Source organism: Aliivibrio fischeri ATCC 7744 = JCM 18803 = DSM 507 (genome assembly GCF_023983475.1).
GTDB classification, from domain to species: Bacteria; Pseudomonadota; Gammaproteobacteria; order Enterobacterales; family Vibrionaceae; genus Aliivibrio; species Aliivibrio fischeri.
The window spans coordinates 2,426,900-2,451,653 of sequence record NZ_CP092712.1 but is presented as its reverse complement, the minus strand read 5'-3'; the positions used below and the strand labels follow the sequence as shown (position 1 = coordinate 2,451,653).

Here is a 24,754-nt window from a genome sequence, read left to right as displayed (position 1 = left end):
GGGTGACTTATGGTTGACGGAAATTAATACCCTGACGTGTTAGGGTTGGTAATCGTCCATTTAACCTTGCTAAAAAGTCTGTCCAGTTTCTGTGTTGTTTTTGTGTCCACATTCCTTCAGATATTGCTAAAAGACGTGGGAAAATCATGTAATCCATGCGCTCTTGGTTATTGATGATTTCACACCAAAGTGCACATTGAATTCCGAGAATGCGTTTACGAATAGGGTCGTTATCAGCTAATTCAGCAAGAGGTTCGTAGTTATAAGCCTCTTCAAGAGGAAGTACATTTGCCCAATCTACTCCAGGTTCTTCAGGAGCATAATCTTGTGCCATATCTAAATAGGTGGTTTGACCCGGTTGGAGTACGACATCAAAACCTTGTTTAGCACAATTTAATGCTGCTTCTTCACTCAACCAAGAGTAAATAACGGTATCTTTGCTGACTTTATTACCATGCTGAGCTTCTTCCCAACCAAGCATCTGTTTGCCTAGTTGTTTTAATTTGTTTTCAGCATGACGAAGTAGGTGGCCTTGCAATTCAACAGGGTCGCTATAACCTTGCTCTTTCATCAATTTTTGACATTTTTCACTATCAGTCCAGACCCCTTTTGGAACTTCATCAGCACCAATATGAACGTATGGAGCAGGGAAAAGAGCGGCAATTTCTTCGAGTACGGTATCAATAAACTGGTAGGTGCCTTCGATTGCAGGTGATAGCACATTATCTGTGTAGTGTTGAATACTGCGATAAGCCGAATTATCGTCAGAATCAATTAATAAATGAGGCAGTGATTTAATAGCTGCACGGCAATGACCTGGAATATCGATTTCAGGTATTACTGTTATTCCACGTTGTTCTGCATAAGCAATGACGTCTTTAATCTCTTCTTGAGAATAATAACCCCCATGCTTTTCTGCTATATGAGTGTATTGTGGCTCAATCACTTCTTCTGGCCCACGCCATGCACCAATTTGCGTTAATTCAGGAAAGGCTTTTATTTCTACTCGCCATCCTTCGTCATCCGTTAAATGCCAATGGAAAGTGTTAAATTTATAATGAGCTAATTGATTAATTAAACGTTTTACACGCTCTAGTGGATGGAAGTGTCTTGCACAATCTAGCATCATTCCACGATAGTGAAAGCGTGGTTGGTCTTTGATTTTTGCACACGGGATCAAGTGTGTATTTTCATTTATTAATTGCAAAAGCGTCGCAGATGCGTGAACGAATCCCTCATTAGAGCCTGCATTAAGAGTGATGACATCTTCAGATACCGAAAGTTGATATGCACCTTTATCTAATGTTGGATTAGCAATGAATTGGATCTGACCTTGTGATTTAATCGGATACTTTAAAGAAGTCATGTTTTCTAATTCATCACTTAGCCACTGTGCAGCACCCTGTGCTAAATGGGTTTGCGTTTCTAGAGATATTTTATTTTTTAGATTAAATTGCCCATCAAGACGTTGTACTGATTCTGGTTTTGGAATAAGAGACAGTTCAGAAGGAGCAACTCTAGGGATAGATGTTCTTTCTGAGTAAGGTGAAGCCAAAACAATTGGTGAGATCGATACATCTAAAAAATGAGTATTTTTGCCATCATCAACAAAAATGGCAGCATCATCTAAACCATCAGTGATAAAGCGAAAAGGTGCGGTGCCAATACTAAACTCAACATAATAGTGATTATTTGCCTTTAGTACTTGGTGGGCATCTGGAGTTAATTTACAAAAACTACCGACTTGCTCTAATGTTCCTTGGGAATTACTTTCAGGTGCAATAAAACGATCAATAGTAAATTGTAATTGCCAATGATGAAGAGCTACATCGCTTAAATTATGTAAGGTTAAGCCAAAACGGTTTAACTTTTCTTTGTCTGATAAGACAACAAGGTCTACACGATAATCCATCATCTTTTCCTTATAAAAGACTAGAACAGGTTATGTTCTTTGTTTATTGCCATCATAATGCCACCTTCAATGGCATCAAATTGCGGCTGTACTAAATATTGACGAATAGAAGGCGATAGCCATTCAACAATGCGTTCACCAATACTTCCCATAAGAGCGATTTTTGTGGCTCCTTTTTTGTTTAGTGCGGTTAAAAACATTTCAATATCGCTTGCTGTTTGTTGCAGCATATCGATAGCAAGCGTGTCTCCTTTTAATGCAAGTTCAAAAATAGCTGGTGAGAACTGACCATAGTCACAAGGACGAGCCGTTTTAGACCAATCAACGATACTATCAATATCATTCTCAAAGTGCGCTAATACGTGTTCGGTAAGAGTAGTGGTAGGTTTAATACCATCGGAGGCCAATAGGGTATATTGAATTAAACGAAGTCCCATAATAGCGCCGCCGCCTTGATCTGAAATAGGGAACTCGCGCCCACCAACAACATGTTGTTGACCGTTGCTAATATAGATGCCACAAGAACCTGTACCTGCGATCATGATCGCGCCATTCTCACCGTTATGAGCACCTAAACAAGCGCCATAAGCATCAGTATTAAGTACTATTGAGGCAAAAGGGTGAGCTTGTTGCATAAAGTGATGCCAAGCTGATTTTTGTTCAGCGCCAGCAAGAGCCAAACCAAGGTGCATGCGAGAGAAATCCGCATCCGTTAGATTATGCTGTGCAGCAGCTTGGGTGATGGCATCAATGATTGAATTCATTGCTACATCAACGCCAAGTAGGATATTCGCGCTTCCACTTTTTGCTTCACCTAATAATTCACCTTGTTCATTGCGAATACGAGCTCGACAAGACGTACCGCCACCATCAATACCGACATATAAATGCGTCATGATTATGCTCCTTGCTCTGAGTAATAAGCGGATTGAGACATCATAGCTAACAGATACCATGCGGCGTGAGGGATCCATTGCTCACCCCAACGCCAGTTTTGCAACATATCATCGCCATGTGGTGCAGGATTAAATGCAATATTTTCTTCGTCTTCAAAACCACCAGTAATTCCATTACAAACACCACCTTTGGCATTAAAGAAACCAAGATGAGGAAGGTAATCAGGATTATTGTGGCCATGACCGTCTAACATACACATGTCATAAGGATTTAGACCTAGCACCCAGTTCAGGTTATGTTGAGCAAATGAGGCTAGTCTTTGTTTTAGCTCGTTAGAGGTTAGGTGTGGTAACACAAGGTAGCTCATACTCGCTAGAGAGCCGAGTCGAGCATTTTCGCCTTGCCACCAGTAACCAGACTCATTGTCGTGAGCAACAAAGAAAGCACTGCGTTTTTGACCATTAACGGCTTTAACGTATTGTCTTGGGTAACCAAATGGATTGAATGTCTCCGATGAAATAGTCAATTCAAATTCAACCGCTTGATTGATCACTAGTTGAGTATGAGCTTTGCGGCTATTATCGGTTTCAATCTCTAAGTACTGAGAGAGGGCAATAACAGGAAGGCCTGCTTCTGCTGCGTGAAAATATGGACGTTCGCCATTATCAGTCGCTGACCAGAAGTGTGAGAAATTATCATCACTTTGTTGACGTGCAGAAAGTTTATCGGCCCAGATTCGAGCTTCAATTAAGAAGCTATTTTCTTGTGTTGCTTTAAACAGTTCAATAACAGCAAGAAGAGCACAATATTCATCAATAATGTTTTCTTCGCCATTATTTAAATAACTAAGGTTGTTTTCTTTTAAGTGCCAGTAGCCTTTAGTTGCTGCGGCTAAGTATTCTTCGCGAGTAAATTCGCCATCAAGTGTTAATTGAGATGCAGCGGCAAGAGCAGCGATAGATACGCCACCACCTTGACGAAATCCTGCTTGATAATCATCGGATTTATGACCTTCTTGAGTAGCATAAGCACAAATATCACGTTGATTGATATCTTTACTCCATTTATCAAAGACGGTCATATAAAAGAAACCTGCCGGATTTTGCATTCGAACTAGGAAGTCTGCACCAAATAACGCCTCTTCCGTAAGACGGGTGCGAGAGAAAGCGGCAAAATCCGATAGGTTTTGTGTTAGTTCTAATCCTTTAAGCATATTCCAAACAACCATCGGAATTTGCTGAGGATTAAGGTAATTAGCATAAGATAAGTGACTAAGGTATTTACTCACATCACCGGATGCATCATACCAACCGCCATGAACATCCACGGTTTCGTTGCTATTTAATAAAGGAGCTTGTTTATCTTGTTTATCGAAAATCCCACCACATCGTTGTGATTTGAAATAGTGCATAACATCAGAAAATGTGTGCGCCATTAATAAGTTGGTTTTGATAACAAAAGAGTGAGACATTACACCTTCGATAACAAGAATGAATTCACCTTCTTCAGTAAAATCAGTAAATGTTATCTCAGCAAAATAACCTTGATGCCAATGAGCGACTTGGTCTGATGAAGAAATAGAAAAACGGTATTTGACCTCTTGTGTTTGAGTACAAACAATATGACCTGATATTGGCTGCGTAAGGGCAGTGGTAGCCAATAATACTGCTGATTTCGGTCCGTTTGTTTCATATCCAATATGGTTAGTTAACAGTTGCATCTATTTCTCCAAAATACCAATTACTGCTGTTCAGAATTACAAATGAAATTAATTTTCGTATAAGTAACAACGAACAAAATGGTTGTCTGACAGTTTTGTTACGCCAGGCATTTGTTCTTTACATTTAGCACTTGCGTGAAGACAGCGGCCAGCAAAAGGACAGCCTACTGATTCAGGTGTCCATAATGGAATTTCACCTTTGTTGCCTTTTAGTTCTGTATGGATCGACTTACTTGGATCTGGAACTGCTGATACAAGTAGTTGAGTGTATGGGTGTTGTGGATCGTGGATGATCTCATCCGTATCACCCCATTCAACCATGTGACCGACATACATAACCGCAAGATCTTCTGCAATGTAACGTGCAGTTGCGATATCGTGAGTGATATAAAGAAGAGACATTTTTTTCTCGAACTTCATCTCTTCCATTAGGTTTAGAACACCAGCACGAATCGACACATCAAGCATTGAGGTTGGTTCGTCAGCTAATACCACTTCAGCACCAACAGCAATGTTTCTTGCAAGGTTTACACGTTGACGTTGGCCACCTGAAAGTTGGTGCGGGAACTTTGCCGCTGTTTCTTTAGGTGGGATCAAACCAACTTGTTCTAGAAGATCGTAAACGCGCTCTTCTAATTCCTTTTTATTGCCTGGAGTCACTTTCTTATGGATAAGAAGAGGACGGGCAATATGGTGGAAGATGTTGTGAGTAGGGTTTAAAGAACCAAACGGATCTTGCCATACCATTTGAACACCTTCGCGATAAGTCATTAAATCGTTTTTCTTAACGATAGTTTGAATATCACGACCTTTGTATTCGATTACACCATCTGTTGGTGCATACATTTTTGCTATCATTTTTGCTGTGGTGGATTTACCTGAACCTGATTCACCAACAACAGAAAGACCGCGGCTTTTGTACATTTTGAAAGATACGTCATTAATAGCACGCATCATTGGGTTTTTAAGTGCGTTACTGCTTACAGGGAAATCTTTAACCAGATTTTTACCTTCAATCAGTAATTCGCCAAATTCTTTGCTCATAATTTACTCCAGAAAATCCGTTTTATGCTTTTACTTGTGCAATGGTTTCACCGTAAAGGTGACAGTTTGACAAGTGTCCAGGCTCGATCTGACGAAGCTGTGTTGGAATCGAACGACATGCTTCATGTACACGATCACAGCGAGCTTGGAAGCGACAGCCTTGTGGAACCTCTAGTAAGTTAAGAGGGTTTCCTGGGATCCCTGTTAATTTCGTTTTTGGTCCCGTTAACGGTGGGAATGAGCTACCAAGGCCTTTTGTATATGGGTGATAAGGTGAAGTTAAGATTTCTTTAGAAGAAGCAACTTCGATTAATTCACCTGAATACATGATCCCAATACGATCAGAGAACTCAACCATTAACGATAAATCGTGCGTAATGAACAGAATAGAGAAACCAAACTCTTCTTTAAGCGCATAGATTTTTTGTAAGATCTCACGTTGAACAACCACATCAAGAGCAGTAGTTGGTTCATCCATAATGATCATTTTCGGGTTTAACGCTAACGCAATTGCAATAACTAAACGTTGACGCATACCACCAGAGAACTGGTGTGGGTAATCAGTCAAACGACTAGGGTGAATATCAACAATTTCAAGTAAACCTTGTGCACGAGAAATGGCTTGTTCACGAGTCATGGTTGTGTGGCGCATAATCACGTCACAAAATTGTTCTTCCATCGTGAGTACTGGGTTCAATGCGTTCATGGCGCTTTGGAATACCATTGACATTTCACTCCAACGGAATGCCTGCATTTGAGCATCGCTGTACTTTAAAATATCTTTACCATCGAAGAACACTTCACCACCGGTAATGAATGCTGGCGGCTTATGCAGACGCATTAAAGAGAATGCTACGGTTGATTTACCACAACCAGATTCGCCTGCTAGACCAAAGACTTCACCTTTACCAATGTCAAAACTCACATTGTTTACAGCACGTACATCACCTGCGTCAGTAATGTAATCCACACACAGATTGCGGATAGAAATTTGTGGGTCAGTCATATTAATCTTCCCTGTTCCAATTTAATTCTGGTTTACCTAAATCTGGCTTACGTTCTTCAGTGTCTTGAGATGCCATTTTCTTCCAGCGTTTCATACCTTTATGAGAACGTAGTTGAGGGTTAGCAATTTCATCGACCGCAAAGTTAAGCATTGCTAGACCAATTGCGAGTAGCGTCAGAGCCATACAAGGAGCAATCAGTTCCCACCATGCGCCAATTAGAATTGATGATGATGTTTGTACGTTGTAAAGCATGATGCCCCAACTGATTGTACTTGGGTCACCAAGACCTAAGAACGAGATGGTTGCTTCCATCATGATTGCGTACATCACTGAGCCGATGAAACTTGCACCAACGATAGAGATAAGGTTTGGAAGAATCTCAACAAAGATGATGCGCCATGCTGATTCACCAAGAACTTCTGCGGCCTTAACGAATTCTTTTTCACGTAGTGCTAAGGTTTGAGAACGAATTACACGTGCGCCCCAAGCCCAGGAGGTACAACCGATAATGAGGGCGATGGTCATTGGCCCTGCCTCACCAATAAATGCTGCAAGAACGAATAGTAGTGGATATTGAGGTATAACAAGCATGATGTTCATTGCTGCTGTTAATACATCATCAACTTTACCGCCAAAGTAACCCGCAGAAACACCGATGATGGTTGCTAAGAAACAAACAACAACACCAGCACCAAAGCCAACAGCAAGTGATACGCGTGCACCGTGTGCAAGTTGAGACCAAACGTCACGACCCATACGAGTTGTACCCATTACGTGATCTGCTTTTTTAGACATCAGTAATGTACGGCGATCGGTTGCTAGGTTTTCTGCAACCCAACCTTCAGGGTTATTTTGAGCAGCGTTTACAACAAAGCTTGGGTATTCATGTGGTTTACCAGTACGTTTATCTGGAGCATGGTCGCTAAGAAATGGTGCGAACACAGCAATAAAGATAAACATGAATAGGATACCTAAACCAAACAGAGATTTAGGGTTACCTGAAAGTAGTTTAATTAAGCCTTTCATTATTATTTTCCTCCCTTGCGTAGGCGAGGGTCTAGAACAACGTATAACATGTCAGCAAGAAGGTTAAAGAACAGCATGAACAGAGTCATGATAAGTAGCTGACCTTGGAGAACTTGGTAGTCACGAGAAGTGATTGCGTTAAACAGTACAGAACCAAGACCTGGATAGTTGAAGATGATTTCAACGATTAACTGACCACCAATTGCCATACCTAATGACATTGATAGAGCAGTAACACTTGGAAGCATTGCGTTTCGTGCTGCATAGTTAAATACAACGCGGTTTTCGCTTAAGCCTTTACCTTTAGCCATGGTGATGTAGTCTTCACCAAGTAGGTTAATCATGTTGTTACGCATGTTAATTAGGAAGCCACCAATTTGAACAATAGCCGCACAGAACAGTGGAAGAATAGCGTGATAAGCAACATCTTTAATGAATGCCCAGCTTGTCCAATCTGGAATTGTGCCTGGAGTATATGCGTAGCCTGTAGGGAACCATTTCAAACCGACAGCAAAGGTAAACATAGCTAACATTGCAATAACGACTTGAGGTACAGCTTGGATAACCAACATCCCTGGAGAGATGAATGTATCGTAAGCGCTACCGCGTTTCCATGCTGCAAAGATGCCAAGAATAGAACCTAGAGAGAATGATAAAATTACCGCAGTACCTGCTAGGAATAATGACCAACCAAATGCACCACCAAGTAAATCATTTACACTTAGCGGATAGAATTTGATAGAAGTACCTAATTCCCAAGTTAGGATGTTTTTGATGTAGATAAAGTATTGCTCATATAGAGGGCCATCAACAAAGCCAAGCAATTGTTTCATTGCTTCAATACGCTCAGGAGTTACCTGAGTGGTTGCATTAGCGAACATCATGACAACAGGGTCACCTGGCATTGCTCGCGGAATGATAAAGTTAATCGTTGCAGCAACGACCAACGCAATAAAATAGAACGATAAACGTCTTAGAAAAAATCCCATAACTCACACCTTACTCATCCAGATATTGTTTGCCTGACCTGGAAATCAGGACATAAAATCCCCTGACGACGAGCGCCATTCCTTTAGCTAGTAGGGAAGGGGGGGAATAGGCGGTGCACAAAGGGTGCACCGCAAAGACAGTTACATATTACTTAACAGGCTTTAGGTCAAGAACGTGTAGAAGACGCTCAGGGATACCAGCCCAGATATTTGGACGGCCCTTAGGATTCTTCTCGTTCCACCAACCGCTGAAGCGTTTTGTGTTGTATTGGTACATGTAAGCACCAGACATCACAGGGAGTGTTACTTGGTTTTCAGCGATGATTTTCTGAATGCCATGAGCGATTTCTAATTGCTCATCACGGTCAGCTGTTTTGTAGAAGCTATCAAGTAGAGCGTCAAGTTTCGCATCTTTGAAGTAGTGCATTGCGAAACGAGGCATGCCATCACCTTCTTGAAGTGCTGAGTTGTAAGCACTGTTCCAGTATAGGTGTGGATCGGCACCGTGGAAGTAGTTTGTGTAAGCTACATCATAAGTACCTTCTAGCATTGCTTGGTTGTATACCGCGAACTCAGGAGTACGAGCTTTCGCTTTGATACCAACTTCATCTAATTGCTCTACAGCAAGTTGAACTGTGTTGTTAAAGTCAGTCCAGCCGTTTGGAGATTGGATTAGAAGCTCGAAAGGCTTACCTGATGGAGTATCAACATACCCATCGCCGTTTACGTCTTTAAAGCCAGCTTTAGCTAGTTGCTTTTTAGCGCCTTCAACGTTGTATGTGTTGAATTTCTTGTACTTGTTGTGAGTACCTTCATCAGACCATGCTTCAAATGCATAACCAAGACCAGATGCGAAATCATTCACTGTACCGCCGCCGTAGAATGCGATATCAATGATTGTTTGACGGTCAAGAGCCATACCCATAGCACGACGGAACTCAACATTTGTTAGTGCTTCGTTTTTAGCTGCATCAGGGTTTTTAAAGTTAACCATGAATGCTTGTGTACCTGATGGCGGGTACCAGTATTGGTGGTTAGGACTTGCTGAAGCGTATGTACGATCGATATCTGGAACGAAAGAAGATGTCCAGTCTAGTTCAGAGTTAACAATCTTACCTAGTAATTGGTCGTTGTTTGCGATTTGAGGTACACGTAAACAGTCCACATCTAGGTTATCGTTATCCCAGTAGTTAGGGTTACGACACTGAATGTAAAGTTGAGGTGTAAAAGTATCGATCTCAGTAAATGGACCTGTACCTACTGGGTTTTCGTTTGTAAATGTTGTTGGATCTTTCACTTTAGACCAAATGTGCTCAGCAACGATTGGAACTAGTGAAATTTCGTATGGAACGTTTGAGTTAGCTTCAGATAGGCTGAATTTAACTTGGTATTCATTTACGCGTTCAACGTTTGTAACCCACTTATTGATACCACGTTGATCAAGCTCAGGCTTATCTTTTAGTAGTTTATAAGAGTAAATTACGTCGTCAGCTGTGAATTTCTCACCATCAGACCATTTAACACCTTTACGAATGTCAAAAGTTACACTCATAAGGTCATCAGACATACGGAAATCTTCCGCAAGACGCATAACTGGTTTGTTACCATGCATTTCATTAAAGATAACTAGTGGTTCGTAAACAAAATCTGTTGTTGTACGAAGGTTAGTTGCAAGGTATGGGTTAAAGTTTTGGATCATTGTAGGGTAGAAATCTGGTACCACTGTTAGCTCACTTCGTGCCGCTGCATCTGTAGCTGCAAAACCCGTTGTTGCTGCAAGTACTGCAGCAGCTAATGTAGTTTTTTTAATATTGGCAAGCATAGCTGTTCCTTACTCTTTGCTTTAGTTTCACGATATATACGTCTTTATCAATTTGATAAACACACATTAAAGGCTTACCTCAAATCCATTTTTCCAAATTGCCTTTCTAATGGTTTTTGAGTGGTCTGTAGGCCTTGGGCATGTATAGGAAACCGTTTTCGGCTCAAAACGTCAATTTGGATTACCGTTAAAAACGGCAAAATAACTTTTTTTAACGTCAAAAACGTTATTTTCTGTAATTGTGTGTGTTTTTTACTCTATTTAAGTGGTGTGACCTTTATCTCATGTACGTCGTCCTGTATGTTGTTAAGTTAGTGTTTACTTACAGTTTTAGCCTTTATAATTATACTTTCTTTTTTCTTGCTCTATAGTGGTGACCTTGATCACCTGTGATCTCTATCGTTAATTTTATCGCTAAAATTATTGGGCAAGGTTTGTTGTGAGTCGCTTCTCATAATTATGACAAATATATAATAGATGAGTTTTTTCCACTAAAAAATAGCTAAATACAGTCAAATTACAGTGCTGATTAAGTGCTTTTTTTGAACCGTGAATTTGGTTGTGGCGAAAAAAAAGCCCGTAAATATTACGGACTTTTAGGTTGAGTTACGATGGTAAATATTAGTTGTTGGATATGAGTATTTGTAGCTTATCTTTAATTCTAACTAGTTTGTCACGTTGGTCATTGTATTGCTCACAATGTTCTAAAATGTACTCTAAAGTACTAATTACGGTTCTCCAGCGTGGTGTTTTCGGCAGGGTTTCTACTCGTAAGTATTTATCAAGTGTACGTGTTTGTAGTGTGCTTCTATCTAAATACACTCGCCATAATCCACTCTCTTCTGCGAGAGTGTATTTGGTTTGCCCTGTGGACTCCTCCCAATAAGAAAGGCCTGAGATCATGCCGTCAACAATGAGCTCTCGCATGATGGTGCCTTTATCTTCTTTATTTTCATTAGCCTTAGTGGCTAGTTGCGCAATATCTCCACCAACTAACGATAGCGAGTTTAGTTTTTGTTTATCGCCTTCGAATGCAAATGCAGATAGTGCTTCTACTGCACTTTCTAAGTCATGAATTCGTTGTTCGCTTGCCTCGTGTTTATGGCTAACTACAAGAATAAGAGATAACCCTGACTCTGCAGGAAGATGTAATAAATCAGCGTTTATTTGTGTTATTTCACCATCAATATAAACATCAATATTGCCACGGTGATTTTGTTTACTTTCAATAAGGCTGCGTTTAGCGATTAACTCATCGATAGAGTAACGTGAAAGTTGTTCTTCTGTTCTTTGAAATAGTTTCGCTGCAGAGTTATTTACATACTTAATTTTTCCATCACTCTTGGCACATATAATGGCCTCTTGTGCATGGTTAAGTTGCTCTAATATATGAGCTTGTGTCTCGAGCAAACTGGCTTCCACTTTTTCTCTATGGCGAATTTCTTGCTGTAGGCGATCATTTTCACTTAAAAATAGTTCAGCCTTACTTGCTTTAAGATGCGCTTTTATTCGAGCTGCTAGTTCTTGTTTATTAAAAGGCTTACTTAAATAGTCGTTAGCGCCTGACTCAAAACCTCGAATCCTATCTTGAGTTTGATTTAAGGCCGTTAACATAATAATAGGCAGTTGAGAGTGGCTATAAGTCTCTCTTAATGATTGGCATACTTCATAGCCGCTCATTCCAGGCATCATGACATCAAGCAATAATAATTCAGGCTTTTCTTCTTCAAATACTTTTAATGTTTCAGGTCCATCATTAGCTACTTTCACTCGGTAGCCTTCGAGTTTTAAGAAACTAGTAAGTACTTGTAGATTAACGGGCTCATCATCCGCAACTAATAAAAGTGGACCCTCAGGGTTTTCTGGTAATTCCTCATCAATCTCATCTAAATTATATTCAAGTTTTTCAGGTGTTTGATAGTGAGTAATACCTTCTTGAGCAAGCAATTTGTGTTGTTGAATTTGTTCTTTAGTTGCAAGAGGAAGGGTAAAGCTAAATGTCGCTCCTACCATTGGTTGGCTACTTACATATAAAGAGCCACCCATTAATTCAATTAATTGTCGACTGATTGATAAACCAAGACCTGAGCCTTGACGATAGCGGTTTGAATCATGACCTGCTTGAATTAATGGTTCGAAAATATGTTCTAATTCATCTGCCGGAATTCCGTGCCCAGTGTCTACGACCTGAACTCGCAAGAATTGATCTACAACACTTGCTGAAATAACAATTTTACCTTCTGATGTATATTTAATCGCATTGCCAATAAGATTATAAAGAACCTGTTCAAGTCGTTGCTCATCGACAAAAACAACAGGTAATGATTTATCTACTTGGTTAATAATGCGAATGGATTTATTTCCAAGAAGGTGTTGTGATAACTCCAGAACTAAACTGGTTGCTGAGGATAGATCGGTAACATGCTTATTTATATCAAGGTTACCATGACGCATTTTATGATAATCAAGTAGGTCATTAACCAGACTTGTTAAGCGTTGACCACTATTTATAATTATCTCCAATTGATGGCGGTGAGATGCCGATATTGGACCGTTGGCTCCTGTATATAAGGCTTCTGCGATGCCAACCATACCATGTAGTGGTGTTCTTAACTCATGCGATGTGGTTGCTAAGAATTCATCTTTTAATTTATCAGCAGCTTCCAGTTCATTGTTCTTTAATTGAATGGTAGCTAAGTTAGCTTCAAGTTCTTCATTTTGATCTTTAATTAGTTGGATTTTTTCTCTTATTGAGCGTTGCATTCGTGCAAAACTAACTGCTAAGCGACCAATTTCATCTTTTCTATCCGTGCTGATCATCTCCTGATCAAGATCACCAGCAGATACTCGTTCTGCCGCCCATGTTAAGCGTAAAAGTGGCGCTGTGATTGAGTTAGATAAGAAATGCGAAGCAATAACAACACAGACAATGGCTATTATCATTGCAATAACAAAGATTTGCTCAAGTTGTTGAATGCGAGCAAAAGCCTCTTTTTCTGGAAGTTCAAGTGATAGTCCCCATAAATGTCCATCAACATTAATAGAAGTAAATGCGGCAAGCACTTTTTCTCCGTGCTTATCAATAAAGCTACCGACATTTGATTCACCTGATAGCGCCAACTTCATATTTTCAGAGAGGTTTTTTTCAATGTCTTCATTGCTGATACGGGAATAAGAGTCTTGGCCTACAAAGTTGGTTTTGATGGAACTTGTATCAGTATTATCTCCAATCAATTCAATTAGACCTGTATTTGGTAATTTGAATAGAGCAAAACTATGTAAGTAACCTTGCTGTACTATTGGAGCTGCAAACCATGCTACCGTTTCGTTATTTATGGTATTGAAATCAGAAAAAATGATAGGAATATTATCTTCGCTCTCAGGCTTTTTCATTAATGTTCGGATCTTTTTATATGTATCCGCTAACGTACTGTCTTTGTACTTACCTGTTAATAAATTCGTACCATAATTGTCTTCTTTGGCTTTGGAATACACAACGTTGCCATTAATATCAACTAATAGAACGTCACTAAAGTCTGAACGTTTTAAGAGTTCTAAATATGCCCAATGGTAACGTTTATGTAAAAGACGGTAGCGTTCACTACCAATATAAGAGTCTGATTCAGGAAGAACACTGGTTCTAATTTTATCACCAGAGCCTGTGATATATCGCAGTTGTGCGTTTTTACGAGCGTCTTCTATGGATGTACCTAAGTGTGGAAACGCACTAACTAAACCATAAAATCGACCACCACTTGCATTAGCTAGCTCAGAGCGAGCAAATCCTAATACTTCGGACTTACGCCCTTTAAAGTAATTTGTAATTTGTTGTTCTTTGTTATCTCGTAATGACACAAGATGCGCGGTACTTTGTGTTGCAAGATCTTGGCTGTGAGAGTGAAGAAAGAAAATTGCAATAAGTGACAATGGCGTTATGCTTAAAACAAGAAACGCAATCATCAACGTATTTTGTAGACGTTTAAAGTGTTGTTTTTTATCCATTTGAAGGCCTAGTCCACACTGTTATCCATTCAGCGAAATTGACATATTTAACGTGTCAGTAAGTTTTATTGAGTTTGATTTTAACGAGAAACTCTGCTGCTTCTTATACTTAATTCATGTTAAAAATCAAGCAGCAGAGTGATAAAGTGCGGCGGGAGGCAAGAATTATTTTTGAGCTGAATAGATCTTAAATTTGTTATTTTTAGCTAATGTTAGGCACTCACCAAATGCTTTTTCAATGATTGGTGGGTACTGTAAAAAGCTATTGGCCACTAAAATTAATTGCCCTTCATGGGTTAAATTTTGTGGTGCTTTTTCTAATAGCTCTTCTGTTGAAGAATAATGTGTTTTAAGACCTGCATGGAAAGGAGGATTACTGACAATAAATTGGTAATTCTCTTTAGTATCTGAATACACATCACTTGCAAATACACAGCCTTCAAGGTTATTGGCTTTTAACGTTTCAATAGAAGAGGCTATAGCAAGCGCACTGATATCAACCATATCTAAGTGAATTTTAGGATTGATTGTTTTCATTACCGAACCAATAACACCAGCACCACATCCAAAATCAAGTACATGGCCTCGTAGTGCGGGTAAGGTTTGTAGTAAAAGCTCAGAGCCTTTATCAAATTCGCCGTGGCTGAATACACCAGGTAAGCTTCTTACTTCGATAGTGTGGTTTTCAAATTCAACTTGGTATTCTTTAAACCAATCTTGCTGATTGAATGTTGGCGCTTCTTCAGTACACTGACCCCAATAAAAGCTACAACGACGAGCTGAATCAAATTTATTTATCGGACCAAAATCAGCAAACATTTTTTCAATGCTTTTTACACCACTTCGGTTTTCACCAACAACAACAATTTCCGTGCTTTTGCCCAGTTTTGCTAACAGCATCGTTAGTAAGTATTCTGCTTCTGCTTTTGCTTTAGGCCAGTAGAGTAAAATCATATCGGCATTGGTTGTTTCTGTTAATTCAGAACCAAAATAGCAGTGAATAGAATCATGCTCAGCAAATTGCTTATAGTATGAATAGTTAGTCGTGAAAATTGAGGTTGATTCACAATGCTTTGCTAGCTCAAAAGGAAAGTCATCGATTAACTCACCAGCAATGAGAACATGCTTGCCTTCAAAATAAGCAAGTTGGCGTTGAGTAATTTGACTTGGTGCAGAGTAAGACATTATGGCCTCGAAATAATATAAAAACTGGCAGGATTGTCCCACAAAGTGATAGGAAGGAAAAGAAAAGGCCACTGAAGATGATGAAAAATCAGTGGCCTTAAATGGTTTTAAATCGCTTTAGTTCTTATCTTGTTGATCTAAAAAAGTCTTAAATTCAGTTTCGTACATATTAAATAAAACTAATGTTAGAGCAAAAATGATTGGACCATAAATTAATCCAATTAAACCATAAAGCTGTATACCACCTAATAATGAGAAGAAAATCAGTAAGGTATTCATACCAGAGTTTCCTTGCATTAAGAGTGGTCGTACGATGTTATCAATAGATCCTACAACTAATACGCCCCATGCAGTTAAGAAGATGGCCCATTCCCATTGATTAGTAAGCAATAGATAAATGGTTGCTGGAACCCAAATTAAAGCGGTTCCTACAACTGGAATAAATGAAGCAAACCCCATCATTGTTCCCCAAAATAGACCAGGGAACCCTGCAAGCCACATAGCAAAACCACCGGCAATACCTTGTGCTATTGCTGTCAAAAATGAACCAAGAACTGCTGATTTCGAGACTTGTTCAATTTCATCTAATAAACGATCTTCTTGGCTGCGTGAAAGAGGTAATACATGGCGAAATGCTGAAATGATTTTGTCTTGGTCACGAAGTAAAAAGAACAAAACGAATAACATTAAAAAGAAATTCATTAGAACATTAGTTACATCACCAACAATTTGAGCACTCATTCCAACAATTCGAGTGCCTATTTGCGATGCAAGTTGCGCCACTTTTTGAGTGACCTCTGCAGGATCTATGGCATCAAAAGGTAGGTATTTATTAATAAAAGATAACGCTTTTGCGACAAACGGGTGTTGGAATAAGGTTTGTATTCCACCATCAATAACCCAGTGGTAAGCGTCTTTTGAGAATGTTGCACCTTGTTGAACAATGGCAATAAAAACAAAGAATAGAGGAATAGCGATAATAAAAGTTAACGCCATACAAGAAAGTATTGCAGCACTATTTGGGCTGTTAGGGAGTCGGTCACTGATTTTATTATGTAAAGGTGCAAATAATAACGACATAATAAAAGCAAGAATGATTGGGTTTAAGTAGGGTTCAATTAAAAGGAAGCATGCGTAACCAGCAGCAAGCAAAGCAGCAATTAAAACCCAATGACTGGAGTTCAGTTTATTGAAATGAGACACATTATTCCCTTATGATGCGATTATCGGTTTATAAAATTAAGATGATAGCAATTTAGATAGTTATATAGCTAGTTGATCATCATAGCAAGATTAATGGAGAGTAACGATGGGCTGTTGTGATAAAGAGACATGCGCGGGAAGTAAGAAAAAAAGATTTCCAATTATTCCTGTGATAGTTATCGGGTTATTGGTGGCAGTTGTGTATTTTTGGCAATAATTACTTATTAAGTATTATCACTTTTTCATGGTAGGGTGATTAAGCTGTTACTGGGTTATTATGGCTATATTATATGAAAAAAGGCTCTCAATAATGAAAGCCTTTATCTGATTAAAATAAATCTTATTTAGTTTCAGAAGCAATGATCGCGAAACACTGGTTAGCAGCTTCTAATGTCGCTTCGATTTCTTTTGGTCCATGAGCCAAAGAAGTGAAGCTTGCTTCAAATGCTGAAGGTGCTAGGTATACCCCTTTCTTAAGCATTAGGTGGAAAAAGCGTTTAAATCTTTCAATATCACACTTAGCAACATCAGCGTAGCTGGTTACTGTTTCTTGATCGGTAAAGAAGAAACCAAACATTCCGCCCACTTGGTTCACAACCATTGGGATGCCGTGTTTATTTGCTAACTCTTTAAAACCATTAGCTAGATGTTTCGTTGTATCTGCAAGGCGTTTTTCATTACCTTCTTCAGTTAATACTTTTAAGCAGGCAAAACCAGCAGCCATCGCTACAGGGTTACCTGAAAGTGTACCTGCTTGGTAAACTGGTCCAGTAGGTGCAATGTATTGCATTACGTCTTTACGACCACCAAATGCACCAACAGGCATACCACCGCCGATTACTTTACCTAATGTTGTTAGGTCTGGTTTGATGTTGTAGTAACCTTGAGCACAGTTTTCAGCCACACGGAAACCAGTCATTACTTCATCAAAAATTAATAGAGCACCTTCTTCATCACAAATTTGACGAAGTCCTTCGTGGAACCCTTCTACTGGTGGAATACAGTTCATGTTACCAGCTACTGGCTCAACAATAATACAAGCGATTTCGCCTTTATTTGCAGTGAATAGTTCACGAACAGAATCTAAATCATTAAAAGTTGCTGTTAATGTGTATTTAGCAAAATCAGCAGGAACACCAGGAGAACTTGGCTGACCTAGGGTTAATGCACCAGAACCTGCTTTAACAAGTAAGCTATCAGCATGGCCATGGTAACAGCCTTCAAATTTCATGATTTTATCACGGCCTGTGTAACCACGAGCCAAACGAATAGCACTCATTGTTGCTTCAGTACCTGAACTTACCATGCGAACTTGTTCCATTGATGGTACGAGTTCAGAAACTAATTCAGCCATAGTAATTTCAGTTTCAGTGGGTGCACCAAAACTTAAACCACGTTGTGCTGCAGAGATAACTGCTTCACGAATTGCGGCATGGTTATGACCAAGGATCATTGGACCCCAAGAACCAACATAATCAATATAAGCTTTGCCATCGGCATCAAAAATTAAAGGGCCATCGGCACGCTCAACGAAAATTGGTGAGCCACCAACGCCAGCAAAAGCACGAACAGGAGAGTTTACACCGCCAGGGATTTTATCTTGCGCTTTTGCAAATAGTTCTGCTGATTTGGTCATTACTTATATCCTCATAGTAATTAATTTGGACCAGTTGGGCGCTATTGTACCTAAAAAAGCTTGAGTTGATCGTATTAATCCCCATCTAATAGTAAAATAGTACTGATAAATGCGATCTTCATTTTATGAGAACGCAGAGAAGAGCGATTGAATACTTGAATGAAACAGTCAGGTATTAGATAATCGCCTATAAAATAGAATTGGAAACCAATCCTGAGAGGTTTAAATGAGTGATGTATCTGTGCCGTTAACGTTTTCTGATGTTGCAGCAGCAAAAGTAAAAACGTTAATTGCAGAAGAAGAAAACCCAAATCTAAAACTACGAGTTTATATTACTGGTGGTGGTTGTAGTGGTTTCCAATACGGCTTTACTTTTGATGAAGACGTAAATGAAGGTGATATGACAATTGAAAACGATGGCGTTACATTAGTTGTTGATCCAATGAGCTTACAATATTTGATTGGCGGTAAAGTTGATTACACCGAAGGTTTGGAAGGTTCACGTTTCTTCATTGATAACCCAAATGCAACGACAACGTGTGGTTGTGGTGCATCATTCAGTGTGTAAGTCCTGAGTATTCAAAGGTAAGTAGCGGAGTTTACTTACCTTTTTTATTATAAAAAATCATAATTTTGAGTAACAGCAAGTTCAGATGTATTGCTGTTAGTTCTTGTTTCCTAAGCGCTAAGGATTGTTGCTATGGGTAAATTTACATCTGTTTTTTTTTCTTATCTTATCCATAGACCTTGGATTATCTCTTTTCTTTTATTCCTCAGCTTATTTTTATGGGTCATGAGTGGACCTTCAAACGCGGAAGAATCATCAATAGAGACAAAAAGCTCGCCTCTTACCATACCATTAGCCAACGTGGTTATTGAACGTTTTGAATCTATCCCTACTCATAAAACCATTTCTTTGTATGGACGAACTAGCCCTGATAAACAAGCCATATTAGGAGCTCAAGTTGCAGCTCAGATTGAAGAATTGTTAGTAAATAAAGGCGTTAGAGTCACAAAAGGGCAACCCATCGCTCGTTTAGATATGGCCGATCTTGATTTGCAATTAAGCCAAGCTAAAGCCATCTACTCAGTTCGAATGAAAGAGTTTAATGCAGCAAAAGAATTAAAACGTAAAGGCTTACAAGGAGAAGTTGCGTTTAGCCAGTCACAAGCCTCACTTGCTGAAGCAAAAGCAAGAGTTCGTAATGCTGAGTTAATATTAGAAAATACTACGATCACGGCGCCATTTGATGGCATTGTTGAGCACCTGTTTATTGAAGTCGGTGACTTTGTCAGTCGTGGTGATCCTGTTGCTAAAGTCGTTGTTCTTGATCCACTTGTTATTGATGTCAATGTTAGTGAAAGGCATATCAGTCAAATAACAAAACAACAAAAAGCAGATGTTAGTTTTATTAATGGTGCTTCAATTGAAGGCTATGTTCGTTATATTTCAAAAATATCATCGTCATCAACCAATACATTTTCAGTAGAAATAGAAATTCCCAATATTGGTGGAAAGATCCCTGCAGGTGTGAGTTCTGAAGTCGCTATTAATTTAGCGCTTCAACCAGCAATAAAAGTCACTCCAGCAATGCTCGCATTAAATGAAAGTGGGGATTTGGGGGTAAAAACAGCGATAGAAGCTGAAGGGCATAGTGAGACGGCTCATAAAGTTAAGTTTGTTCCTATTCAGTTAGTTAAGGCTGAAGATGATGGTGTTTGGTTAACAGGGCTTGGGAATGAAGTGGATATTATTACTGTTGGACAAGGATTTGTTCGTGATGGTGACTTCATTCATATTCAGCGTAAATAGGGACATTATATGCTAGCTATTATTAATGCGGCATTGGGTCGCTCTCGTACCATGTTGATGCTGTTGGTTTTATTACTTATTGCTGGTGTGTCGACGTATCTCGTTATACCAAAAGAGTCCAATCCAGATATTACGATCCCTATTATTTATGTATCTATGAGTCACCAAGGTATTTCTCCTGAAGATTCTGAGCGTTTACTCGTGCGCCCAATGGAGCAAGAATTACGCTCTATTGAAGGGATAAAGGAAATGACTGCGGTTGCAGGGGAAGGGCATGGCTCAGTGACATTAGAGTTTAGTGTTGGAGTCGATTTAGATAAAGCCTTAACGGACGTGAGAGATGCGGTTGATTTAGTTAAGCCAAACCTTCCAGAAGAGAGTGATGAGCCAACGGTTCATGAGGTTACATTAGCGGCTGAGCAAGCCGTATTATCCGTGGTTTTATATGGCACTGTTCCTGAGCGAACCGCGGTTCAAATTGCAAGAAAGCTGCAGGATAAACTCGAAAGTTACAAACAGATACTTGAAGTTGATATTGCAGGAGATAGAGAAGATGTCGTTGAAATTATTGTCGATCCTCTTTTGCTTGAGAGTTACGGGTTAGATCAGGCCGCCATCTATAATTTAATCGCATTAAATAATCGTGTTGTTGCTGCTGGTTTTGTTGATACTGGTTATGGTCGGTTTTCAGTAAAAGTCCCTTCTGTTTTTGAATCATTAAAAGATGTACTAGAGCTGCCAATCAAAGTCGATGGAAAACAAGTGGTCACTTTTGGTGATATTGCCACGGTTCGTAAAGCATTTAGAGATCCTAATAGTTATGCTCGATTAAATGGTGAAAAAGCCATTGTTCTCGATATAAAAAAACGTTCCGGGGAAAATATCATTGAAACCGTTGAGATTGTAAAAGCGGTACTATCGGGAGCTCAGCAACTTGATGATTGGCCAAATAATTTATTAGTTAAATACACGTGGGATGAATCTAAAGATGTAAAGATCATGCTTAATGATCTTCAGAATAATATTCTTTCCGCTATTTTATTGGTTGTTATCGTTATCATTGCAATTTTAGGAGCAAGAACTGCTCTTTTAGTTGGAATATCAATTCCCGGCTCTTTCTTAACAGGTTTACTTATACTTGCAGTTTCAGGGTTAACCATCAATATTGTTGTTCTATTTTCATTAATCATGGCCGTAGGAATGTTGGTTGACGGCGCTATTGTTGTAACTGAATACGCTGATCGTCGAATGCAAGAGGGAGCTCATCGTGTAGAAGCTTATAGAGAAGCTGCACAACGAATGGCATGGCCAATTATTGCATCAACAGCGACAACATTAGCGGCATTTGCTCCTCTATTATTCTGGCCTGATATTACTGGGGAATTTATGAAGTATCTGCCATTAACTTTGATTGCGACGTTAAGTGCATCTTTAGTTATGGCTCTGTTATTTGTTCCCGTTTTAGGGAGTTTGTTTGGTAAACCGCAGCAAGTCCTCCCTAAAAAAAGAGTGAAATTACAGGCACTAAGCAGAGGAGACTATACTCAAGCTGAAGGGGTCACTAAGCTATATTATCAAACGCTTTCATTTTCATTAAAGCACCCCTTTAAGATTTTATTATTAGCAATAACGTTTGCTGTCGGTATTGGATTTACTTACGCCAAAGCGGGACTCGGTGTTGTTTTCTTTCCTGATGTCGATCCTCCATTTTTAACCGTAAAAGTTCGTTCTCATGGTGATCTTTCTATTGATGAGAAAGATAAAATTATGGTTCAGGTTCAAAATCAAATATTAGGAATGGAAGAGTTAGACAGTATTTATACTCGAACGGGTGGCGACGATGAAATAGGACGTATCCAAATTACTCCAATTGATTGGCAAAACAGAAGGCCAGTAAAAGAGATAATTGAAGATCTCCGAGTGAAAACGAAAGATATTGCAGGTGTTGAATTGGAGTTCAGTACACCAAATGCAGGGCCTCCTAGCGAGCATGATTTAGTGATAGAACTCAGTGCGAGAAATGGAGAACTATTAAATCAATCCATCACTCAAGTTCGTAAATGGGTTGATTCAAATGCAGCATTTACTAATGTTAGTGATACTTCTAATAAGCAGGGTATTGATTGGAAAATTGATATTCGACGAGATGATGCAGCAAGATTTGGTGCCGATGCAACATTAGTTGGTAATACCGTTCAGTTTGTCACTAATGGTTTAAAAATTGGTGACTACCTACCTGATGATAATGATGAACAGGTCGATATTCTTGTACGTTTTCCTGAAGAGCATCGAGATATCGGGCGATTTGATGAGCTTAGAGTAAAGACGAATAATGGACTTGTTCCAATTACTAATTTTGCACGCATTATTCCTACGCACAAACAAGATACTATTCACCGAATAGATGGGCACAGAATTTTATCGGTAAAAGCCGACATGAGTGAAGGGTATAACCTGAGCATTGAGCTTCCTAAAGTTGAGGAGGTACTAAAAAATCTAGACTTACCTAAGGGCGTTGAATTTAAATTAAGAGGACAAAATGAAGAGCAAAATAATTCAGCCGCATTTTTGCAGAATGCTTTTCTTGTAGCACTTGCTGTTATGGCAATTATTTTAGTTACTCAATTTAATAGTTTTTATCAGGCATTCTTAATCTTAAGTGCAGTTCTTTTTTCAACCGTTGGCGTGTTTGCTGGTTTACTTATTTTCCAGCGCCCGTTTGGCATTATTATGTCAGGCATTGGGGTAATTTCATTAGCAGGGATCGTCGTTAATAATAATATTGTACTGATTGACACCTATAACACCTTACGCAAAGAAGGCATTGAAAAAGTCGATGCTATTTTGCGAACTGGCGTTCAGCGTTTACGACCTGTTATGTTAACCACGGTAACGACCATTTTGGGATTAATGCCAATGGTGCTAGAAATGAATATTGATTTAGTTAATCAAAAAGTGGAATTTGGTGCACCAAGTACTCAGTGGTGGTCGCAATTAGCCACTGCTGTTGCAGGAGGCTTGGCCTTTGCAACCGTTCTAACATTAGTACTGACACCTTGCTTGTTAATGCTTGGAAGAGACAAAAAAATAAGAGAATTACTTGATTAAAAAAAGCCCTAATTATCTCTAATTAGGGCTTTAATTTTAGTTATTCATGGTTAATTACTGGATGGTTACCAACAATAAACTGACTGTATTGCTCTAATTGCTTTAAGCGTTCTTTAGCCACAATTTCAAACTCTTTTTTGTCTTTACCTGTTAAGGATTTTGACTGTGGTAAAGATACTGTTCGAGCATCTTTATGAACGCCATTTACTAAGAATTCATAATGAAGATGTGGACCTGTTACTCGGCCTGTTCCACCAAGAGTACCAATAGTTTCACCTTGCTTAACTCTTTGACCTGCACGTACATAACGTTTAGTCATGTGTAGGTATTTCGTTATGTAAGTATTGCTATGTCGAATAAAGACATAATTACCATTAAATTGATTATAACCTGCTTTATCTACTACGCCATCACCGGCAGCCCAAATAGGGGTGCCAACTGGCGCAACATAATCAGTCCCTCTATGAGCTTTTCTTTGTCCTGTTACTGGATGCAGACGGCGAGGGTTAAAATTAGAGCTAACGTAACGGAAATTGATTGGTGAACGCAAGAAAGCTTTTTTCATCGCTCGGCCATTTGGTTCGTAAAAATTGCCGTTTTTATCGTTTCTTATCGCGGTGAAAGTATCGCCACGGTTAGTAAAAGAAGCGGCGATAATATTGCCTTTTCCAGCATATTCACCTTCAACATACTTCTCTTCATAAAGAACTTTAAAATTGTCGCCTTCTCGAATATCTAAAGCAAAATCGATATCCCATCCAAAGATACCTGCAAGCTCCATAATTTGATTAGGGTTTAGTCCCGCACCAATTGAAGCATTCCAAAAATTTGAGGTGATAGTTGCTTTAGTATAATTAAGCTGAGTTTCAATATCTTGTTTTTCAAATAAACCAATATAGCTGTCACCAACTTTACTAATACGGTAAGTTTCAAATTTACTGATAGGGCGTATAAGTTGGACGATGTCTTGATCTTGGTTAAACCCAAATTTTAATTTGTCACCAGGACGTAAGCGAGTGAGTTGGTTTTCAATTTCTTTATCGCTACTGGTGAGTTTTAGAAGTTGGCTGTATCCCAAACCGATGCGACTAAATAAAACAGAGGCGCTTTCCCCTGATTTTACGGTATAGGTTTCCCAAGATAATTGTTGGTTTTGAGCATTTTTTTCATGAGAAACGAGGGCTTCTTTTCTTATCTCAATTGGGTATGTTTGACCTACCGCTAATTTATAAAAGCCTGAATCAGGGGCGACAGAGTCTGGTATTGTTGCAATAGCTACAACAATCCCTGCGCTGCAAAGACCAATCAGAATGCGATGGATTACAGGAATGCGAGTTAATTTAGATAATATCATTCGATTAGTTAGTAAAGAGTGAATAAAAATAACAAC

General features: G+C 39.2%; 16 protein-coding genes. 3 read left to right on the top strand and 13 right to left on the bottom strand.

Features of this window, described 5'->3' with window-relative positions; all coding sequences use genetic code 11:
* Positions 1–7: 7 nt before the first annotated feature.
* The 12 genes from AVFI_RS11245 to hemL all read right to left on the bottom strand — a co-directional run bounded on the left by AVFI_RS11245 (position 8) and on the right by hemL (position 18,443).
* Entirely contained in the window at positions 8–1,912 is a 1,905-nt protein-coding gene (locus AVFI_RS11245; RefSeq protein ID WP_188863742.1) for a beta-N-acetylhexosaminidase, read from the bottom strand.
* Positions 1,913–1,932: 20 nt separating this feature from the next.
* A complete protein-coding gene (locus tag AVFI_RS11240; protein ID WP_188863741.1) occupies positions 1,933–2,808 on the bottom strand; it encodes an N-acetylglucosamine kinase in 876 nt (291 codons plus the stop codon).
* A gap of 2 nt (positions 2,809–2,810) precedes the next feature.
* Complete coding sequence (locus AVFI_RS11235) at positions 2,811–4,529, bottom strand: glycoside hydrolase family 9 protein (protein WP_054775904.1); 1,719 nt, start codon at positions 4,527–4,529, stop codon at positions 2,811–2,813.
* Between the two features lie 48 nt (positions 4,530–4,577).
* Entirely contained in the window at positions 4,578–5,573 is a 996-nt protein-coding gene (locus tag AVFI_RS11230; RefSeq protein ID WP_005420816.1) for an ABC transporter ATP-binding protein, read from the bottom strand.
* A 22-nt stretch (positions 5,574–5,595) separates the two neighbouring features.
* Complete coding sequence (locus tag AVFI_RS11225; RefSeq protein ID WP_005420813.1) at positions 5,596–6,579, bottom strand: ABC transporter ATP-binding protein; 984 nt, start codon at positions 6,577–6,579, stop codon at positions 5,596–5,598.
* A 1-nt stretch (position 6,580) separates the two neighbouring features.
* Positions 6,581–7,606, bottom strand: coding sequence for an ABC transporter permease (locus tag AVFI_RS11220; protein ID WP_065595746.1), 1,026 nt, complete (start codon positions 7,604–7,606; stop codon positions 6,581–6,583).
* Between the two features lie 2 nt (positions 7,607–7,608).
* Positions 7,609–8,595, bottom strand: a complete 987-nt coding sequence (locus AVFI_RS11215) for an ABC transporter permease (protein ID WP_012534180.1) — start codon at positions 8,593–8,595, stop codon at positions 7,609–7,611.
* Between the two features lie 148 nt (positions 8,596–8,743).
* Positions 8,744–10,417, bottom strand: a complete 1,674-nt coding sequence (locus tag AVFI_RS11210; RefSeq protein WP_017019173.1) for an ABC transporter substrate-binding protein — start codon at positions 10,415–10,417, stop codon at positions 8,744–8,746.
* 621 nt (positions 10,418–11,038) lie between these two features.
* A complete protein-coding gene (locus AVFI_RS11205) occupies positions 11,039–14,419 on the bottom strand; it encodes a hybrid sensor histidine kinase/response regulator (RefSeq protein WP_155662803.1) in 3,381 nt (1,126 codons plus the stop codon).
* 165 nt (positions 14,420–14,584) lie between these two features.
* A complete protein-coding gene (gene rsmC, locus AVFI_RS11200) occupies positions 14,585–15,604 on the bottom strand; it encodes a 16S rRNA (guanine(1207)-N(2))-methyltransferase RsmC (protein ID WP_012533401.1) in 1,020 nt (339 codons plus the stop codon).
* Between the two features lie 117 nt (positions 15,605–15,721).
* The gene (locus AVFI_RS11195) at positions 15,722–16,807 is read right to left on the bottom strand and encodes an AI-2E family transporter (RefSeq protein WP_012533785.1); all 1,086 of its coding nucleotides are present in this window, start codon (positions 16,805–16,807) and stop codon (positions 15,722–15,724) included.
* A 340-nt stretch (positions 16,808–17,147) separates the two neighbouring features.
* Complete coding sequence (hemL, locus tag AVFI_RS11190) at positions 17,148–18,443, bottom strand: glutamate-1-semialdehyde 2,1-aminomutase (RefSeq protein WP_054775905.1); 1,296 nt, start codon at positions 18,441–18,443, stop codon at positions 17,148–17,150.
* A gap of 226 nt (positions 18,444–18,669) precedes the next feature.
* Here hemL and erpA point away from each other — a divergent pair, with 226 nt between their 5' ends.
* The 3 genes from erpA (at position 18,670) to AVFI_RS11175 (ending at position 23,364) form a co-directional block, all read left to right on the top strand.
* Positions 18,670–19,011, top strand: a complete 342-nt coding sequence (gene erpA, locus AVFI_RS11185; RefSeq protein WP_005420796.1) for an iron-sulfur cluster insertion protein ErpA — start codon at positions 18,670–18,672, stop codon at positions 19,009–19,011.
* Between the two features lie 132 nt (positions 19,012–19,143).
* Positions 19,144–20,256 (top strand): efflux RND transporter periplasmic adaptor subunit, encoded by a 1,113-nt coding sequence (locus tag AVFI_RS11180; RefSeq protein ID WP_012532887.1) that lies wholly within the window; start codon positions 19,144–19,146, stop codon positions 20,254–20,256.
* A 9-nt stretch (positions 20,257–20,265) separates the two neighbouring features.
* Positions 20,266–23,364 (top strand): efflux RND transporter permease subunit, encoded by a 3,099-nt coding sequence (locus AVFI_RS11175; protein WP_155662802.1) that lies wholly within the window; start codon positions 20,266–20,268, stop codon positions 23,362–23,364.
* Positions 23,365–23,404: 40 nt separating this feature from the next.
* Here AVFI_RS11175 and AVFI_RS11170 read toward each other — a convergent pair whose 3' ends face one another.
* Positions 23,405–24,715, bottom strand: a complete 1,311-nt coding sequence (locus AVFI_RS11170; RefSeq protein ID WP_026029310.1) for a peptidoglycan DD-metalloendopeptidase family protein — start codon at positions 24,713–24,715, stop codon at positions 23,405–23,407.
* Between the last annotated feature and the right edge of the window lie 39 nt (positions 24,716–24,754).

What these genes read in the sequence shown, in the direction of transcription:
- AVFI_RS11175 (WP_155662802.1), top strand. Translation starts at nt 20,266, where the DNA reads ATGCTAGCTATTATTAATGCGGCATTGGGTCGCTCTCGTACCATGTTG.
- AVFI_RS11225 (WP_005420813.1), bottom strand. Translation starts at nt 6,579, where the DNA reads ATGACTGACCCACAAATTTCTATCCGCAATCTGTGTGTGGATTACATT.
- AVFI_RS11205 (WP_155662803.1), bottom strand. Translation starts at nt 14,419, where the DNA reads ATGGATAAAAAACAACACTTTAAACGTCTACAAAATACGTTGATGATT.
- AVFI_RS11180 (WP_012532887.1), top strand. Translation starts at nt 19,144, where the DNA reads ATGGGTAAATTTACATCTGTTTTTTTTTCTTATCTTATCCATAGACCT.
- erpA (WP_005420796.1), top strand. Translation starts at nt 18,670, where the DNA reads ATGAGTGATGTATCTGTGCCGTTAACGTTTTCTGATGTTGCAGCAGCA.
- rsmC (WP_012533401.1), bottom strand. Translation starts at nt 15,604, where the DNA reads ATGTCTTACTCTGCACCAAGTCAAATTACTCAACGCCAACTTGCTTAT.
- AVFI_RS11230 (WP_005420816.1), bottom strand. Translation starts at nt 5,573, where the DNA reads ATGAGCAAAGAATTTGGCGAATTACTGATTGAAGGTAAAAATCTGGTT.
- AVFI_RS11245 (WP_188863742.1), bottom strand. Translation starts at nt 1,912, where the DNA reads ATGGATTATCGTGTAGACCTTGTTGTCTTATCAGACAAAGAAAAGTTA.
- AVFI_RS11210 (WP_017019173.1), bottom strand. Translation starts at nt 10,417, where the DNA reads ATGCTTGCCAATATTAAAAAAACTACATTAGCTGCTGCAGTACTTGCA.
- hemL (WP_054775905.1), bottom strand. Translation starts at nt 18,443, where the DNA reads ATGACCAAATCAGCAGAACTATTTGCAAAAGCGCAAGATAAAATCCCT.
- AVFI_RS11220 (WP_065595746.1), bottom strand. Translation starts at nt 7,606, where the DNA reads ATGAAAGGCTTAATTAAACTACTTTCAGGTAACCCTAAATCTCTGTTT.
- AVFI_RS11215 (WP_012534180.1), bottom strand. Translation starts at nt 8,595, where the DNA reads ATGGGATTTTTTCTAAGACGTTTATCGTTCTATTTTATTGCGTTGGTC.
- AVFI_RS11240 (WP_188863741.1), bottom strand. Translation starts at nt 2,808, where the DNA reads ATGACGCATTTATATGTCGGTATTGATGGTGGCGGTACGTCTTGTCGA.
- AVFI_RS11235 (WP_054775904.1), bottom strand. Translation starts at nt 4,529, where the DNA reads ATGCAACTGTTAACTAACCATATTGGATATGAAACAAACGGACCGAAA.